The sequence below is a fragment of the Psychromonas sp. L1A2 genome, assembly GCF_009828855.1.
GTDB lineage: Bacteria > Pseudomonadota > Gammaproteobacteria > Enterobacterales > Psychromonadaceae > Psychromonas.
Genome location: NZ_WUAG01000001.1, coordinates 1,151,736 through 1,169,209, shown reverse-complemented (window position 1 = coordinate 1,169,209; position 17,474 = coordinate 1,151,736). Strand labels below are relative to the sequence as shown.

Here is a 17,474-nt window from a genome sequence, read left to right as displayed (position 1 = left end):
TCGGTATTTTAAAGCCGTTTACCTAAAGAACCTCATTTAATGAGATCACTTGATGCTTGACGGCTTTTATATCTACTATTTAATGAAAGTAAATAATACCAATCCCCTTAATTAACCACTCTATTTTGCTGATTAAAATAACGTCTCGCTACAATGTAAGTGCCGTTAAAACATCAATATATTTTGGTTAATGATCATTTATAAAGCACTACATTCAAAAATATTATGAATGAATATCAAACCGTTAATAAAGAGACCAGATATTAATAATGGTGATATCTATTCTTTTCTTTGAGGTTTTAGGTTTTGAAATTTAATGACAACCTTTATTAATAATAGACATAAAAAAGCGTCACTTACCCTCTAACTTCTTTAATCGATTTAATGAATATTTACTCACAGCAAAAGTTTTAAAACGATAAATCCTATCAAAATAAAAATTTAACATCAAAAAACCTATCAATAGAATAGAAACTTCCCATTTTACTTAATGATAACAATTATCAATAATGACCACACAAAACAGAGAATCTATTACAAGGAACAGACAATGACCAAAACAATTACTTTTGCAGTTATTCACTTCAGCATCGCAACCTTCGTTGCTTTCACTTTAACGGGTAATTTTTTATTAGGTAGTTTGATCGCTGTTATCGAGCCATCAATCAATACCGTTGCTTTTTACTTTCATGAAAAAGCTTGGCAACAATTGCCTTTCCTTAAAAAGCGAGAGTCAATGACCAAGGTAAAAACAGTGAGCTTTGCAATCATTCACTTCAATGTTGCTTTTGCTGTGACTTATGCTTTAACCGGTGACGCTTTTATAGGAGGACTAATGGCAGCCATTGAGCCAGCAATAAACTCTTTTGCTTACTTTTTTCATGAAAAAGCATGGGGTAAAAAAGCTAAAAATACAGAGTACGAAATTGAACAAGCTATATGTGCTTAATAATATGTATTCATAATTTAAAAGATAAAAAAATAAAAAGTATAGAAGTCTTGGCCCCCAATTTTTGCGCATGGTTTTAAGATCACTAAAAATGTAAATATGAATGATATGTTGAAGTGTAAGAGACAAGTCTAGGTGTTAGTTTGGAGTTGATTCAGCTCTGTTGAAGGAGTTGAATCAACCTTTATAAAGATAAAGGAACGAGGTATATTTTAATAAAAAACGTTAGATCGCATAACTAAGGTTTTTTATACGCTTTGTTATAAAGTTCTGTTCTATTTCGGCCCGACTCTTTGGCTTTATATAATGCATGATCAACTTCAGCATAAAGTGTTTTAAATATGCTATCAGGCCTGCTGATCGTTAGCCCTATACTGGCTTTGATGTAATAATCTCCAGCTTTAATTTCCCCTATTAATTGGTGTAAACGTTCGCAAAACAATATCGCATCTTGTTTATTGGTATCGGGCAGTAGAATTAAAAACTCTTCACCACCAAAGCGAGAAACTAAATCTGTTTTTCGTGCAAATTCTTTTAGTCGTATCCCAAGCTCTTTTAAAACACGATCACCTTCAGGATGCCCATACACATCGTTTACTTTTTTAAAGTGGTCGATATCAAGTTGTATTAGTGCAACGGAATAGTGAGATCTTGCTGCTAGTTCAATCGCTAAAATACTTCTGTATTTCATTTCTCTTCTATTTAGTAAAGTGGTTAATTCATCTGTTGATGCAAGTAGTTTTAATTGCTCCGCTTGTTGTTCAAGTGTTTCTCTAGCTTGAATTAACTCTTCGTATAATTTATCCCGTTTTGATGCGTTAAAAAAGCTCCAGTAAATAAGGCCAGCGTTATCAGTTTTAACGTTAACGGTGATTGGAATGCGAAGACCTTTTCCATTGATCATGGTTAATTGCATCTCTTCACAAATTTTTTCGTGTAAGAGTGTTGGAATTAAATAAGTTTGGTAAAAAACCTTAGAAGCGAGCGTAAAAATAATGTCTGCACTTTTTCCAATCAGCGCATCGGGCTCCCACCCTAATTCTGTCGAAAAATAATCATTACAATAAACAATTTCTTTTGATGTATTAGTGATAAAGACACCATTAGGAAAGTTATTTAGGGTATAGGTAGAGATAGTCGAAGCAATATTGATTTGCTTATCTTTCATTATTTATTTAAATATTTAAAGATAGAGTTTGTGACTTGGTCAGGGTGAGTCATATGTAAACAATGCCCATCAGCCTCTACCAATTCAAGTTCACTATTGGTTATGTTTTGATTGATAAATTCTCCTATTTCCGGGGAAGCTAATGAATCGTTTTTACTTTGAAATATTAATGTAGGTTGTTTCACTTCTTTTAATATATGTCGATAATCAGACAGGAAAGTAGCTTTAGCAAAACCCTTTGCAACAACAGGGTCTGTAGAACAGAAACTACTAGAAAGTTCATTTGTAAGTTCACTTGGATTATTGTCACCCATGACTAATGGCGCTAAATAGTTTGCCCATCCAATATAGTTTTTATCCATCAAATTTAATAATTCTTGTAAATCTTGTTTTTCAAATCCACCTAAATAATCAGGTGGAAAGTTTAAAAAACAGGGAGAAGGACAAATCATGATCATTTTTGAAAAAAGTTTAGGTGCTTCTATACTCGCAAGGCTACCAATAATGCTGCTAACAGAGTGCCCAATAAAAATAACATCAGTGAGTTGTAACGCCTCACCTATTTCGACGATGTCCTCCGCATAACCTTCAAGATGACTATAGCGTTCTTTATCATATTGAGATAAATCAGAACTGCCTGAACCGACATAATCAAATAATACGATTTTAAACTTTTGTTCAAGCGCAGGCGTCATAAAGCGCCACATATTTTGATCGCAACCAAAGCCATGTGCCAGCATTAATGTTTTAGACCCATTACCAATTACTTTGACGTTATTGCGCGCCAGTACATCATTTGGAAGAAACATATCACTCTCATTTTATAAGTGGCTAAAAAATAATACCCATTTAGTGTAAGTTAAAAATGATGATTCATTAAATCAATTTATGGTTAATTGCCAACTAGCGCGGAATAAAAATGAGATTCAAGTCATTGACCGTTAAAAATAGTCTCATTTTACGAAAAGATAGCAAAGCTGGCCCCCCAAATACTTTCATCTTAAAAACACCCATTTTCTCTGCTAAGAAATCAAAGCAATGACAGAGATAATTTACTCTCGACAAGAAAAACTAAAGTTAAAAATAAAGATCATAAATACTAAGACCAGAAAATACCAAAGCTGGACACCAGACCAGTAAAACCGGATATTCATAAACTTTTAAATCGCAAAGTGAAAAACCAACAAAGACTAGGCTACCGTTCAACCTATATAAAATAACTCATCAAAAAAGAGACGCATTTATAACGCCAAAATAACCCGTTTCTGAACAATATTTTTATTATTAAAATATAATTAGATTTGCATCAAAAAATTAACTATTCCTTGATGTTTTTAATTCTATAATCCTGTAAATATCTTACGTTAGAGCTATTTTCTAACTTCATGATAATTAGAAGCAATAGGAATTTAAGATGATAAAAGAAAATGTAGGTGGTGTTGATCGTACGCTGCGTATTATTGTCGGAGCGGTGCTTATTGGTATAGGTTTATGGTATCTAAGTTGGTGGGGCGCAATTGGTGTAGTGCTAATGCTTACTGCTCTACTGGGTTGGTGTCCCGTTTATTTACCTTTTGGAGTTTCAACTAGCAACAAAGAAAAGAAAACTGAATAATTAATTGATCATTTTACTTTAACAAAATAGATAAGATCATTTTCTTTTACTTTTTTTAAACCTAGCTTAAAGCAGATGATCTTTTCAAGATATAATCAATACATAGAACCGATAATAGAAAAAATAATAAAAACCGCTCCTCCATTAATATTTAACTCCAAAGTTAAACTATTTTCATATTCTGATAGTTAGACAGATAATTAAACTGATAATTAGAATTACTTATTTATTAATGGTGAACCTTCCCTAAATCTAAGGTTAAACATTTAATTTATGTCTTTTATTTCTTTAAACAATTAGTATGAAAAGCTTTTATCAAATAATCCTATGGAGAGAACATTGACTAACAAAGTGGCAACTAACTCAACATCAACTAACAATCGTATATTATGGATGGCTTTTTTAGGCTTGTTGATGACTAATTTATTTTGGGCTATTAATGCTATTCTAGCCCGTGGTTTTGTGCCTGAAGTCGCCCCTATTGCCATGAACTTGTTCCGTTGGATTGGTGCATTTATATTACTAACACCTTTTGCCCTGCCGCGTGTGATTAAAAGTTGGCCAACCATCCGCCCTCACTTATTACCTTTATCTGGGCTGGCGATATTAAGTATCGCGCTTTATAACAGCTTGCTTTATGTGGCTGCAAATTTTACAACAGCCGTTAATATTACGCTAATTAATACACTGATACCGATTGCGACATTATTGATTGCGTGGCGAGTACTGGGTAATCGCCCACGTTTAATGCAGTCGATTGGGATGGCGATATCGATATTAGGTGTGTTACTAATTTTAACAAAAGGACATTTACCACATCTATTAAGCCTTAAATTTAGTCAAGGCGACCTGTTTATGATTGTTGCTGTAGTGGTCTGGGCATTATTTACTGTGCTATTAAAAAAAATGTCACTTAAATTGCCCGCTATAACGGTGCTATACCTATTAGTTATGCTTGGACTCCCTTTTTTAATGATTGGTTATGCTATTGAAGCGGTATTTTTTAAGTTTTATTTACCCTCATTAGCACACCTAAGTTTGTTTGCTTATCTATGGGTTTTCCCGTCAATACTTGCTTACATATTTTGGACAAATGGCGTGGTACGTCTTGGCCCAGAAAGTGCTTCGTTATCAATCACTTTAATGCCATTATTCGGTGCAATATTAGCCATTATCTTTCTTGACGAGTCAATCTACTGGTTTCATATTGCGGGAGGACTATGTTCATTGGTCGGCATGCTACTCGCATTATTACCTGCTAATAAACTAGCTACTATATTCAAATTGACTACACGAGAATCGAAGGCTTAACAATTATAATCAAAGGAAATTAGCAATAGGTGTAACCTTAATCAATATATTCAGGGGATTAGATCTTGCTTTTTTCCGTTAAGTTAACAATAAAACCTAATTCAACATGTCTACAATTCTCACACTATTAAACATTTCCAATCAGTTCATTTATGTTAATAAAGCCAGGATTAGTTGAGGTTAGTGCATGGATACACTCTCGAAACGCTACATTATATAATGAATGAATTGCTTGGATAAAAAGTGATTCAATGGCCAGTTTTTTACCAGCTTTTTCTTCTGTTAAGAACAAGCCGGTAAAAAACAAACTAATCCTATAACTTATAATTCAACTAATCTAATATTACGCCATTTTATTTTTGTTTTATTCTCACCATGAATCTGTAATGAAATCCCTCCTTCACTTTGACTTATTTCAGAATCATTAACAGTGACCATTTGAGTACCATTCAACCATGAAATAATTAAGCCACCTTTTACCTGAACTTTCATTTTATTCCACTCCCCCATTTTAATTACGGCATCTTTTGCAGAATTAGGTTTAGCTAACCACCCTCTTTTATATGCATTAATTCCACCAGTATTATGTCCTGGCGGGGCAATCTCAACTTGCCAGCCAGTTGCTTTATTACCCTCAACAATTGAATGTACGAAGATACCGCTGTTACCTCTTTTTTCCTGTTTATACTCTAAGGTCAATTCAAAATCTTTGTAGTGCTTACTGGTGGTTAAATAGCCAAAAGTATTGTCAACGCCATTTTCACAAACTAATAATCCATCTTCTACATACCATTGTTCAGTGCCATGTATTTTCCAACCACTTAAGTCCTTTCCATTAAACAAGGAAATAGCTTTTGATTGATCAACTACAATAGGTGAATACGCAACACTTGGATCGTCGGTGACGTTAGTCGGGGTACTTTTACAAGAAACGACAAAAGCCAGAGTGATACCTATTAATAAACTATTTTTCATATTAGTAAAAACCCGATGGATAAAAAGTAAGTCACAATACTAAGTAACCCAAAAATTAAATACAACCGACCGATACGACAGTATTGACTTAATAACCGTTTCGTATCAAAAATAAACGTTTATAAGCTTTAGCTTTAATCTATCCAATATGCACTAGCCTCAATGATAGAGATAAAATATTAGAAATATGGCATTATTGGCGGCTGTCTCTTTCAAATAGATAAAAGAGAACTTTTAAATTAATGATTTAATGAAATCATTAATACCCATTTAATGATGAATATTAACGTCGAGGCTATCAAATTTTACCGCCTCGCTAACCCCAATTAGAGACGATGAATGGCAAAGCGTAAATCCAGTTTTTTGAGTAAAGTATGGTCGAAGGTATGGCGTATATTATTAGCGTTGATGTTGTTTGTCGGTCTAATCTTACTGATGTTTCGCTTTGTGCCATTACCGACCACGGCATTTATGTTGCAAAGCCCTTATCCAGTAACTCAAAAATGGATCGGTATTGATAAACTCCCCTCGTCTATGCCTCTGGCTGTTGTGGCCTCTGAAGATCAACGCTTTCCAGAACATTTTGGTGTTGATTTTACAGCCATAATTGATGCTGTTGAGCAATACAGTGATGGTGACGGCCTTCGTGGTGCAAGCACTATTACTCAACAAACGGCGAAGAATATTTTCCTTTGGTCTGGGCGAAGTTTTATACGTAAAGCACTGGAAGCTACTTTAGCGCTTAGCCTGGAAGCTATTTGGGGAAAGCAACGTATTTTAGAAGTGTATTTAAACGTGGCGGAGTTTGGTAAAGGAATTTATGGTGTGGAAGCAGCTAGTCAACATTATTTTGGTAAATCGGCACGTTATCTTACTAAACATCAAACGGCACAATTAGCGGTGTTATTACCGAGTCCAAAAACACGGGATCCTCGCAGTTTGACTGCATCGCTTAGCCAAAGGGTCATGTGGATTGAGCGACAAATGAACCAGCTTGGTAATGATTATTTAACCCCCATTTTTAAAGATTAAAAAAAGGACTGTTTGAAAAATCTCCCATTAATTTAACTTTAGAAAATGAAATAAGTTAATCGTTAGCTACCTTTTAATGAATGTAATAAATTAGAGAGCAGCTAACGGTCAGTCGATCAACGTTTTTTCTTCATACCTTGTACAGCCTTAAATCTCGGATTCGATTTACAAATAACATAGGTACGCCCGCGTCGTTTCACTACTTGGCAATCTGAACTGCGTGTTTTGGCACTTTTTAAAGAACTCAATACCTTCATTACTTGCTCCTAAGGCTTCCAAAACGATTATTAAACTTAGCAATTTGCCCTTCTTGCTTAGCGGCACGTTGTTTACCTGTGTATTGAGGATGTGATGCACTCGATATGTCGATAGGCAAATAAGGATAAATTTTTCCTTCATGCTCTATCGTTCTATCGGTTTGTAAGGTTGATCCAATAACAAAATAAACGTCTGCTGCCGTGTCATGAAACACAACTTTTTGGTAATTAGGGTGAATATTTTCTTTCATTGTTGACTCTCCATCTTATAGTTATGTTATAACATAACAATTAAAATGAAATAGATCAATGTTAATGATAACTGTTACCATTAATAACAATCGAATGACTCATAGATAACCGAAGTACAAACTTTATTAATACAATTAAGATGCTAACTCCAAAATATGATTTGATATCAGTCTCTTCGGCTTTTATTGCTATGGATGACATTAAACAATAGAAGTGCTTAGCATCCCGATTTGAATTTAATTAGTGTAATTGGTATGGCTTAATGAACAACAGGGTTAATTTTTTCGCTTAGCTACTATTTCATTTTTACCAAAGAAAGTGATTAATAGTGCGATGACAATGCCCACAAAGCCAAGACTTGAAAATAACAAACTATATTCACTCTTAGTACCAGACAGATTAAGTAAACTGGTGATGAGTAATAACGATACTCCTAACATTTTCACAAATGAGAGTGTCGTATTTAAACTAAACCAAACTTGACAGGAAGGACATTGCTTTTCTACGTGCAGCCCCTTCTTCTTAATGTGCTTGATATCTTTAACGTTAATTTTTGCTTGGCAACCTGGGCATGTTACTTTCATTTTTATTCCTTTAATTCAATTGAATCATTGCACTAAAATACTATAACCGAGTACATATAAGACATACTTTTTAAGTAGAAAATTGCAGGATATCCAGATGTTTAACTTATAATTATATCTAATTTAACTGATCACTTTATTTCTATAAGGCAAAACAGTCATTTCTCTTTTTAGATATAATTTAGAAGTATGTAGTTTAGAGGTATGTAGTTTAGGGTATGTAGTTTAGAAGTAGAGTTTAAAAACATGGTTTATCTAAAAGCCCCCATTTTCAACGACTGCTTTTATTAAGGCAGCGATCAACATGATAAAAACCAATATAGGTAATATTTTACTGTATTTAGCTTGTTGTTGCTGATCGATTGGCTTTGCAAAGCGCTCACCTAAAACCACCATCAATATCAAAGCTAAAAATAACATCCCTAGAATAATTAATATTGTCATGAACATCACCTTGTGTATTAACGTTTGTCGATTCTCGAAACATTTGAGATATCTGCTTGAAAGTGTACAGATCTGAACGTTAAGTTTAATCATATTAAGCAACAACGATAATAGAGTTAGTGAAGTGATGCAACGTTGTAAATATTTTCTTTAGGCTTTTCTGATCGATGACTAACGTTAGAATAACGGTAAAACAGCAACAAGATTAAAAGAGAAATCTTGTCGCACAGCTCATATATTCAGTATTCAGTATTCAGTATTCAGTATTCAGTAAAAAATATAAAACGATTTAAAAGAGCATGAAAACTGAAAAAACCACCAACTATCTTTTCAAAGTCACATTCATAAAGTAACAATATGGTAGTAATAAAAAGTAATTAAAAGACTCGTTATAGCTGATTAGATTGAGTCATAACCGAGAAGTTGTAGCGCTCAACCAATCTATTTAGAAGATAACTTACAAATTAAAGTCAATTAATATTTACAACCGTTAGTCAGTTTTATGTAACTTTATGTAAATAAACACAGTTTTAACTTAATTAAATTGCAATAATCAAAAATGCTACTACTTTAGTAGTAACCATGTAAAATATATTGTTATTGGAAAGGTTATTTAAAAAAACAGATCGAATTCAAAATGTTGAATAGAACTATATTTAACAATAACAAAACTAACTTAATGAGAATGATGATGACGATAAGAAAAAAAATGTATATGGCTTTGTTTTGCTTAATGACAGTATTATTTATTCAATCTGCATTTATGATTTATCAAAGTAATCGCATTCATAAAGCCTCCATTCTGATAGGTGAAACGATTGAACCTATTCTTTTCAAAAATTATGAATTAAAAATAGCCGTTATTCAGGTTCAACAATGGCTAACTGATATCAGTGCAACCAGAGCACAAGATGGTCTCAACGATGGTATAGAAGTCGCTGAGGAAAATTATCAGATTGCAGTAAAGTTATTATCTGAATTAACGTTATTAGATGACAGCAATGCGCAGTTCTATCAAAAGATGCTACCAACACTTAATAATTATTTTGCAACAGGTAAGCGGATGGCGAATGCTTATATTGAAGAAGGTCCAAATGGCGGTAATAAAATCATGCCTGAATTCGACAATGCTGCAGCCGCAATTACAGACCAAGTCGAAAGTATTATGAAAATAGCCGAGTTGAATTCACAGGAAAATCTTAATAAACAAACCAGTGATTCAGCACTTATTCAAACCTCCATTTATTTATTATCTGGCATATTTTTATTGGTATTAATCTTGTTATATATCATGACCAGCCGTGGTTTATTGAAACCATTAGATGTCATGACTAATATGGCAGATGATTTGGCCAATGGTGAAGGCGATTTAACCAAACGATTAAATGAATCTAAAAATGATGAATTAGGTATTACGGCGCATCATATTAATAGTTTTATTAAAAAGACACAGACTGTGATTGAAGCGGTAAGTGAAACGATGAAAGATCTGAGTAATACATCCGATTCATTGCAAAGCTCAGCTCAAAAAACCCAAAGCGCAATGGAAATGCAAGCTAAAGAAACCGACCAAACTGCAGCGGCCATTAATCAATTAACAGCGACATCAGCGGAAGTATCTCAGTTCACGATTGATGCTTCTAATGAAACAGAAGCGGTTAACGAACACATTATTACCGGTATGGATATTTGTACTTCGACTACAGCGCAAATGGCAGAGTTAGCCAATAAGATGAGCTCTGCAGAAGATGTGGTCAAAAGATTAGGCGATGATAGTGCTAACATTGGGGCTATGTTAGATGCTATTTCTGGCATTTCTGAACAAACGAACTTATTAGCACTTAACGCAGCTATCGAAGCTGCTCGCGCAGGTGAAAGTGGTCGAGGCTTTGCTGTTGTTGCTGATGAAGTACGTTCACTTGCAGGTCGATCTCAAGAATCAGCACAAAATATTCAAACAATAGTAAACCGTTTACGTGAAAACGTTGAAGAGGTTATCGATGTATTTACTGTTAGCCGAGATAACGCAACCAACTCACATAGTAAAGTTGAAGCATTAACGCTCTCATTTGGTGTCATTGCTGAAAACATGAAAAATATTAATCAAATGAATGCACAAATTGCCACTGCAACAGCAGAGCAAAACCAAGTAATGTCAGAAATCGAAGAAAGCATTGTTAGTATATCGTCTGTCTCTCACTCAAACAAAGACAATATTATGGTGGTACATACAACGGGACAAACACTTAAAACCAATGTGAATGAATTAAACAAGTTATTGGAACAATTTAAATATTAAGCACTCATTTTATTGAAATTGAGTCCTTGATAAATAATGGTCTAAGTTTGTAAAAACTGTTATTTATCAAGGACAATAATTTTATTATTTAACCTTATTTCTAGATAATAAAAGCGCAGTATCAATAAATCAGACTAAACATCGACAACTTGAACATTAAAAACTTAAGCACAAATAATGTAAACATCTAAAAATCAAACATAATCACGTTCATTTTTTATTTAGGTTTCGTATAGTTCAATTACATAGTTCAATAACATAGTTCAATTGCATAGTTCAATTGCATAATTCAATTGAATGATTAAAACGATAACGGGCGATTGGAAAATGATTTAACACAGAAATACGCAACAACTCTAATCTTTCACCATGATCTAAAATACATACCTTTTATTCATACCTTTCCTGTCGTTTCTTCTATTATCAATAAATTAACTGATCTATTTTACTGGTTAAAATAACTTATTTAACCTCAATTCTGGTTAATGAAAGCAAAATCACATTTAACATTAGAAGGTATTATTTTTTACTAGTCAGTGCCGTTAGTTTTGCGTAGTTCAAGGTGAATGATTGAAGTAATAACGGGTTATTAAGAGGTTGTTTAACGCATAAATTCGCGGAAATAGCGGTGTTGTATAGCTTCGTTTACCTAGAACTGAGGTTATTTAATGTAGTCCGTATTATAAGTAAACTTCCTCCTGTTATACGTAAATTGACACGTGTTATACCTAAATTTATCAGCGGTAGAAGCAATTTTTTGATACTTCCTACTGTCTTATTTCAATCTAGTAATACCGATTACATTAAATAAGTGATCTAAATTTTGCGCAGGAAAAATGACTTAGTTCAAGGCGAAAATTGAGCTAAATGGTTGTTCCCTTTACGAAATTTACAACGAAGAAATAAGTTATTTTAACAAGTAAAATAGATAACTTAATTAGTGTGATTGGTATAAGATATTTTATGTGTGAAGAAAGCGTTTAGCGACTATTCATGTAATTCATCACGTGGAGTAAATAAAATGGAAAATAATGATATTGGCTTTAAAACTGATTACGAAGAAGAAATGGTTTCATTCAAACAAGTAAGTGATTTACAGGGCAATGTGTTGCTTGAGTTTGGTGCACCTTGGTGTGCGCACTGTCAGGCGGCACATTCAGTTGTTAAGGAGGTATTGAATGAGTACTCAAAATTGTCTCATATTAAAATTTATGACGGAAAAGGTAAACGATTGGGAAGAGCTTTCAAGGTAAAACTTTGGCCGACGTTAATTATCTTACAAAATGGTGATGAAATCGCGCGTATAGTGAGGCCATTAACCCCTGATCAGGTTCGTCAATTAATTTCAAAAGTCAGTTAAAAAAAGGGTAAAAAGACAACCCCAAGCTTTGATAAGCAATTATTGGAGGGAATTGCCTCTGTCAATAATTATTGATAGACGAGCACCTATCGATAATGGTCGTTTACTACTATTGCTTTAACTTTACTTTAATGCAGATTACATTAAACAAGTGATCTAAATTTTGCGCAGGAAAAATGACGTTGTTTAAGGTGTAAGTTGAAACCTTTCGAAGATTAACTTCCTTGATCGTCTATCGGAGAATTAACTAAAATATGTTAATGCTGCTCTCTTATACGAAATTTACAACGGAGCAATAAGTTATTTTAGCCAGTAAATAGATCAATTAATTAGCGTGATGGGTATAACGATTGAGCGTTGTATTTTAGTGACAAAAACGACTATCATATTGATAAACAGTCGCCGTCTTACTTAAGGAGTCAGTTGAATTCCATTTGGCTAAAAGTGGGTTTTCTTGCATAACCATAAAGAGCTCTTTTGCATGCTTGACTTCATTACTACTTTTACTGCTTTTACTGCTTTTACTGCTGTTATTACTAATATTGTGACTATCATTTTTATTAAATTCTTCTTGCTCATTGTCATATTTAAAAGAGATTTCAACAACAATTGCTTGCGTCGTACTGACTGACTCGTTGTACCATAAGCTTAATGAAAACTCGTTATCCACTACGCCAACTCTATTAACTATCTCAATATTTTCACTTTTATAAACATATTCATTGATAGTTAAATTACTTACTTTCTCAATCGCTAAGCTTTCATCAAAGTGTTCATTTTTTAAGCCTGGATATAAACCGGCAGGATCATCCATTTTATTCAAATTTTTACTATTTCCAATTTTTTGTGTAGTTGAAGATGAATAGGTACTGATGAAAGGCACTGCAATATCCTCTTCAAATTTACTTTTAGCCTTAGACTTTTTTCCGCGAAGATCTTGTGCGCTAGCAAGCAATTGATCTGCGCTACGAAACTTCAAGGTGACTTTACGTTTGCCATTTTCAACTCTTTCTCGAAAACTATAACCCGCATTAAGTAAGTCACAACTGCCTTGAACATCATAAAATGAAACAGTCCTGCTTTTTTCTAAGTTTAAATGACCTGATGCCTCGGATTTTAAAGCGCCCTTTTCAATCAGGCTTTTCAATACTTTCCAGTAATCATTTATTTTACTTATTCTGACTGATTCATCACCAGTGAATAAGCTCGGGTTTAATAATATTTTATATTCACGAGAGTCTACCTTTGCATTTGTAGCAGATACGTTAATAGACAAACATAACATAGCGAGGAGTATTACTTTGTAGGCCATAGTTTTGTTCATGTCACTCTCATTATTAAATAAACTTGATTTGACCACGACAAACTCGGGCGAGAACACTTATACTTTTTCTTACTTATTATGGCTTCATCAGCATTATAAAATATATTAACCAATCGTTTTCTCAAGCCACAATCATCATAAAACAGAATCAACTAAACTGACTTATTGCAGCAACCTCACTGTCATTAAATCTTTACCAACATAAATCTTTCCTTGGTAACCACTTTCTAGTGTAGATTTTAAATAATCTTTTTCACTTAGCGCACCACCCGGTACAGTATGAGGTCCTAACTTTTCGGCTCCAATAGCTGGAACTAAATGCGTTAACATTAAATGACTAACATTAGCTCGTTTAGCTAATGCTCCGAGATCCGTTGAGGTGCTTTGTCGATAAAAGATTGGCGCAGGAAAAGTACTACCATAGATGGGGCCAAAATATGGATGAATGGCGGAGTGTACTAAAATATCAACATCTTTAGACAATAATTCGACATTTTTTGAAGTAGAACTAATGCGTGGAGGTGTTAATTTCTCATTACCTGCATCTCCGCCAATAACGACAGAACCGGCTGGAGAATCAACTCGATAAGATAAATTACCAGGAATATGTGAGGAAGTAATTGCAGTCACAATAATTTCACCAGACTGCCATACGACTTTAGGTTTATTGACTAATGGTAATGCAACAGGCATAAAATTAATCAAATCATTAGGGCCATTCTTATTACGCTTTTTACTTTCAGATATTCTCTGTGTAATTTCACCTGCATATAACGCAGCATCAGCAATATGAATCGCAAATTGTTCGCAGCTCATTACGCGGGCAAATACACCATTAGCTTCTACATCTTCACTACAGACTAAATCAAGTTTTTTCGAAAAACTATGCCAGCGAGTTTGTGCAATATCGATTAACCCAACAGTATGGTCAGAATGTAAATGCGTCAGAAAGACTGCATCAAGCATATTGGGGTGTACATCAAGTTCTGCAAGTCTCAATGCAGTTCCTCTACCGGCATCAAATTGCAAGAAAACATCACTACAACCATTATTGATTGTCCCTACTTTCACTAAAGTACCAGCTCCAGCAAGTCCTTTATAAACATCTGGACCACCGAGCGTGCCAGTTAGGCTAACCTCCATACATTGTCTATCTTGTGCAAAAGCATTCATACTAAAAGCCAATAAAAATAGGCTTAAAAATTTAATAAATTGAGTCATCTAGTACCATCCTTTGTGATTGATTAATGCAACTTTTTATAAATTTAAGGGGAAAAATATTCTCTCAACACCTTAATGACAAAGCGTTTTTCAGCAAGCCATCATCATTTACAAAAGACGCTATTCAGGACATTGTAAATTAAAAATATTGTATATTAACTATCTTGATCTACTAAGATCGGTTCTGTATCAAAAGTAACCACTTATTAGAAATAATGGTGCATTAACAGGATTAAGTGCTTTGTTATAGCAGAAAATAGTATCTTTTATACTTAACCTAAATAGTCCTTAATTCTAAAAAATAAAAAGAACATTCCGTACTTAAAACCATAATATCAATTTGTCAAAAACAAAATCAAAGCAAAAACTATCAAAGAAACAATATAAATTGAAATAACCTATCAAATAAATAGAATCTTCCCATTTTACTTAATGATAATAAGTATCAATAATAGCATCACAAAACAGAGAACATATTACGAGGTACACGCTATGATCAAAACAATTACTTTTGCAGTTATCCATTTCAGTATCGCAACTTTACTTGCTTTTGCTTTAACAGGGGATTTTTTACTAGGCAGTTTAATCGCTATCATTGAACCGTCGGTAAATACGGTTGCCTTTTATTTCCATGAAAAAGCTTGGCAACAACTACCCTTTCTTAAAAGACGAGAATCAATGACAAAAGTTAAAACCGTGAGCTTTGCCGTTATTCATTTTAACGTTGCTTTCATGGTTACTTATGCTTTGACCGGCGATGCTTTCTTAGGTGGATTAATGGCCATCATTGAACCAACGATTAACTCTTTCGCTTACTTCTTCCATGAAAGAGCATGGGGCAACAAAAATAAAAATATTGAGTATCAAGCTGAACCAGCCATGTGCGTTTAATTATCTTTAGTCTTAATTAAACCTAAGCCTAATTAACAATAAAAAAGCGCGTAAATAAATAATCCCTGCTCGCTCTATCTCTTTTGTAGAAAAAGGGAAGTGATCCGCAGCAGGGAAAGTAATGCCTTACTATATTAATAATGACACTTCTTACTATATTCTTGTTATTTTATCCTCGCGACATTAAAGACGACCACTTCAAAAGTACCTATTACTAAAATAATTTATAAATCAGATTTTATTTTCACAAATCAAATAAAAACCAATCTGTATCAATTCACAAGTCAAGTGACTATGATGTCATCCCTTTATAATTTGGATGATTTAAAACGTCATTTTTATCACTTTTAACAACTTTTAGAGACTTGTAATGAACAACAAAAAAAACTCAACTCAATCTGCTGGAGCATGGACTCGCCTAGAACTATGGAAGAAAATTCTTATTGGGATGATTCTGGGTGTTATCGCGGGTACTTTAATGGGCCCCGATGCAGAAATTTTTAAACCGTTAGGTACGCTTTTCATTAATGCCATTAAAATGCTAATTGTCCCGCTGGTTTTTTTCTCCCTTATTGTTGGCATTACTTCAATGCAAGATACCAGCAAAATGGGACGAATTGGCCTTAAAGCAATTGTACTTTATTTAGGGACAACTGCTGTCGCGATTACTATTGGTCTTGGCCTTGCTACTATCTTCACACCAGGTGCAGGTTTAGACATGGTGGCAATGACTACTGATGCAGAAATACCAAATGCCCCTACTTTAGTGCAAACATTACTTAATATGATCCCTAAAAACCCAGTCGGTGCGCTTGCTGCAGGTAATATTTTACAAATCATTGTCTTTGCTATTGGTTTAGGAGTTTCATTGGTTTTAATTGGTGAAAAAGGTAATCCAGCCATTAAGCTTTTTGAAAGCCTTGCTGAAGCAATGTATAAACTAACTGAATTAGTAATGAAACTTGCACCTTATGGTGTATTTGGTTTAATGGCTTGGGTTTCAGGTAAATATGGAGCGGATGTGCTACTACCACTGGTAAAAGTAATCGCTGTCGTTTACTTAGGTGCATTAATCCACGTTGTTATATTCTACAGCGGTATGATCAGTATTTTAGGGCGTTTAAATCCTGTTCGTTATCTAAGAAGTTTAACTAACCCAGCGGCTGTTGCATTTACCACAACAAGCAGCTCAGGCACACTTCCAGCAACAATAAAAGCTTCTCGTGAAGAGTTAGGCGTTTCTAAAGGTGTTTCAAGTTTTGTATTGCCTCTAGGTGCAACAATCAATATGGATGGAACAGCGCTATATCAAGGTGTTTGTGCTCTGTTTATTGCCCAAGCATTTGGTGTTGACCTTGCTGCTTCTGATTACGTAACTATTATATTAACTGCAACATTAGCTTCTGTAGGTACTGCAGGGGTTCCTGGTGCAGGCCTAATAATGCTTTCATTAGTATTAACAACGGTTGGTCTCCCGCTTGAAGGATTAGCGATTGTTGCTGGTATTGACCGTATTCTAGATATGGCACGTACAACAGTTAACATTTGTGGCGACATGATGGTTTCATTATTAGTTGCTAAAAGTGAAGGTGAGCTTGATAAAGACATCTTCGACGGTAAGAAAAAATTTGAAGAAACAGCGTAACCTTTATCTTTTAAACAGTTACCTTTAGAATAGGTACCTGTAAAAAGCTAATCTGCAAAACGTTCGTTTTTAATAAAAATAAACGCCACTTTAACCAGTGGCGTTTTTATTAAAAAACTATTCACTTATTAAGACTTTCCTCATAAA

The 17,474-nt window shown here is 34.1% G+C and carries 18 protein-coding genes; 8 read left to right on the top strand and 10 right to left on the bottom strand.

The annotated features are described in order from the left end of the window. Positions 1 to 550: 550 nt before the first annotated feature. Positions 551 to 949, top strand: coding sequence for a DUF2061 domain-containing protein (locus tag GQR59_RS18975; RefSeq protein WP_160060983.1), 399 nt, complete (start codon positions 551 to 553; stop codon positions 947 to 949). Between the two features lie 238 nt (positions 950 to 1,187). On the opposite strand, the gene GQR59_RS05150 is transcribed toward GQR59_RS18975, so the two are convergent. Continuing rightward, positions 1,188 to 2,117, bottom strand: coding sequence for a sensor domain-containing diguanylate cyclase (locus GQR59_RS05150; RefSeq protein WP_160060982.1), 930 nt, complete (start codon positions 2,115 to 2,117; stop codon positions 1,188 to 1,190). Continuing rightward, on the bottom strand, positions 2,117 to 2,926 hold the full coding sequence (locus GQR59_RS05145; RefSeq protein ID WP_160060981.1) for an alpha/beta fold hydrolase: 810 nt from the start codon (positions 2,924 to 2,926) through the stop codon (positions 2,117 to 2,119). The genes GQR59_RS05150 and GQR59_RS05145 overlap by 1 nt, the downstream gene beginning before the upstream one ends. Positions 2,927 to 3,531: 605 nt before the next feature. Here GQR59_RS05145 and GQR59_RS05140 point away from each other — a divergent pair. Then, a complete protein-coding gene (locus GQR59_RS05140; protein ID WP_201288019.1) occupies positions 3,532 to 3,732 on the top strand; it encodes a YgaP family membrane protein in 201 nt (66 codons plus the stop codon). Positions 3,733 to 4,071: 339 nt separating this feature from the next. Beyond that, positions 4,072 to 5,043: a DMT family transporter gene (locus GQR59_RS05135; protein ID WP_160060980.1), complete on the top strand. Its 972-nt coding sequence runs from the start codon at positions 4,072 to 4,074 to the stop codon at positions 5,041 to 5,043. Between the two features lie 127 nt (positions 5,044 to 5,170). Here GQR59_RS05135 and GQR59_RS05130 read toward each other — a convergent pair whose 3' ends face one another. Continuing rightward, on the bottom strand, positions 5,171 to 5,350 hold the full coding sequence (locus GQR59_RS05130; RefSeq protein ID WP_160060979.1) for a hypothetical protein: 180 nt from the start codon (positions 5,348 to 5,350) through the stop codon (positions 5,171 to 5,173). Positions 5,351 to 5,364: 14 nt separating this feature from the next. After that, a complete protein-coding gene (locus GQR59_RS05125; protein ID WP_160060978.1) occupies positions 5,365 to 6,018 on the bottom strand; it encodes a 3-keto-disaccharide hydrolase in 654 nt (217 codons plus the stop codon). A 339-nt stretch (positions 6,019 to 6,357) separates the two neighbouring features. Here GQR59_RS05125 and mtgA point away from each other — a divergent pair, with 339 nt between their 5' ends. Then, positions 6,358 to 7,050 (top strand): monofunctional biosynthetic peptidoglycan transglycosylase, encoded by a 693-nt coding sequence (mtgA, locus tag GQR59_RS05120; protein ID WP_160060977.1) that lies wholly within the window; start codon positions 6,358 to 6,360, stop codon positions 7,048 to 7,050. 116 nt (positions 7,051 to 7,166) lie between these two features. Here mtgA and ykgO read toward each other — a convergent pair whose 3' ends face one another. The 4 genes from ykgO to GQR59_RS05100 all read right to left on the bottom strand — a co-directional run bounded on the left by ykgO (position 7,167) and on the right by GQR59_RS05100 (position 8,587). Further along, the gene (ykgO, locus tag GQR59_RS05115; protein WP_025562424.1) at positions 7,167 to 7,307 is read right to left on the bottom strand and encodes a type B 50S ribosomal protein L36; all 141 of its coding nucleotides are present in this window, start codon (positions 7,305 to 7,307) and stop codon (positions 7,167 to 7,169) included. Then, entirely contained in the window at positions 7,307 to 7,558 is a 252-nt protein-coding gene (locus GQR59_RS05110; protein ID WP_160060976.1) for a type B 50S ribosomal protein L31, read from the bottom strand. The genes ykgO and GQR59_RS05110 overlap by 1 nt, the downstream gene beginning before the upstream one ends. A 276-nt stretch (positions 7,559 to 7,834) precedes the next feature. After that, positions 7,835 to 8,143, bottom strand: coding sequence for a hypothetical protein (locus GQR59_RS05105; RefSeq protein ID WP_160060975.1), 309 nt, complete (start codon positions 8,141 to 8,143; stop codon positions 7,835 to 7,837). Positions 8,144 to 8,398: 255 nt separating this feature from the next. Further along, positions 8,399 to 8,587, bottom strand: coding sequence for a hypothetical protein (locus GQR59_RS05100; protein WP_160060974.1), 189 nt, complete (start codon positions 8,585 to 8,587; stop codon positions 8,399 to 8,401). Between the two features lie 691 nt (positions 8,588 to 9,278). Here GQR59_RS05100 and GQR59_RS05095 point away from each other — a divergent pair. Beyond that, a complete protein-coding gene (locus tag GQR59_RS05095) occupies positions 9,279 to 10,886 on the top strand; it encodes a methyl-accepting chemotaxis protein (protein ID WP_236546659.1) in 1,608 nt (535 codons plus the stop codon). A gap of 1,021 nt (positions 10,887 to 11,907) precedes the next feature. After that, positions 11,908 to 12,246 carry a thioredoxin family protein gene (locus GQR59_RS05090; protein ID WP_160060972.1) on the top strand — a complete coding sequence of 113 codons (339 nt, stop codon included), beginning with the start codon at positions 11,908 to 11,910 and terminating at the stop codon, positions 12,244 to 12,246. A gap of 364 nt (positions 12,247 to 12,610) precedes the next feature. Here the strand turns inward: GQR59_RS05090 and GQR59_RS05085 are convergent, their stop codons facing one another. Both GQR59_RS05085 and GQR59_RS05080 read right to left on the bottom strand, forming a co-directional pair. After that, a complete protein-coding gene (locus tag GQR59_RS05085; RefSeq protein WP_160060971.1) occupies positions 12,611 to 13,570 on the bottom strand; it encodes a hypothetical protein in 960 nt (319 codons plus the stop codon). A gap of 162 nt (positions 13,571 to 13,732) precedes the next feature. After that, positions 13,733 to 14,791 (bottom strand): MBL fold metallo-hydrolase, encoded by a 1,059-nt coding sequence (locus GQR59_RS05080; RefSeq protein WP_160060970.1) that lies wholly within the window; start codon positions 14,789 to 14,791, stop codon positions 13,733 to 13,735. A gap of 492 nt (positions 14,792 to 15,283) precedes the next feature. Between GQR59_RS05080 and GQR59_RS18900 the strand changes: the two genes are divergently transcribed. Both GQR59_RS18900 and GQR59_RS05070 read left to right on the top strand, forming a co-directional pair. Then, positions 15,284 to 15,682, top strand: coding sequence for a DUF2061 domain-containing protein (locus GQR59_RS18900; protein WP_160060969.1), 399 nt, complete (start codon positions 15,284 to 15,286; stop codon positions 15,680 to 15,682). Between the two features lie 370 nt (positions 15,683 to 16,052). Beyond that, a complete protein-coding gene (locus tag GQR59_RS05070) occupies positions 16,053 to 17,327 on the top strand; it encodes a dicarboxylate/amino acid:cation symporter (protein ID WP_160060968.1) in 1,275 nt (424 codons plus the stop codon). Positions 17,328 to 17,474: the final 147 nt, after the last annotated feature.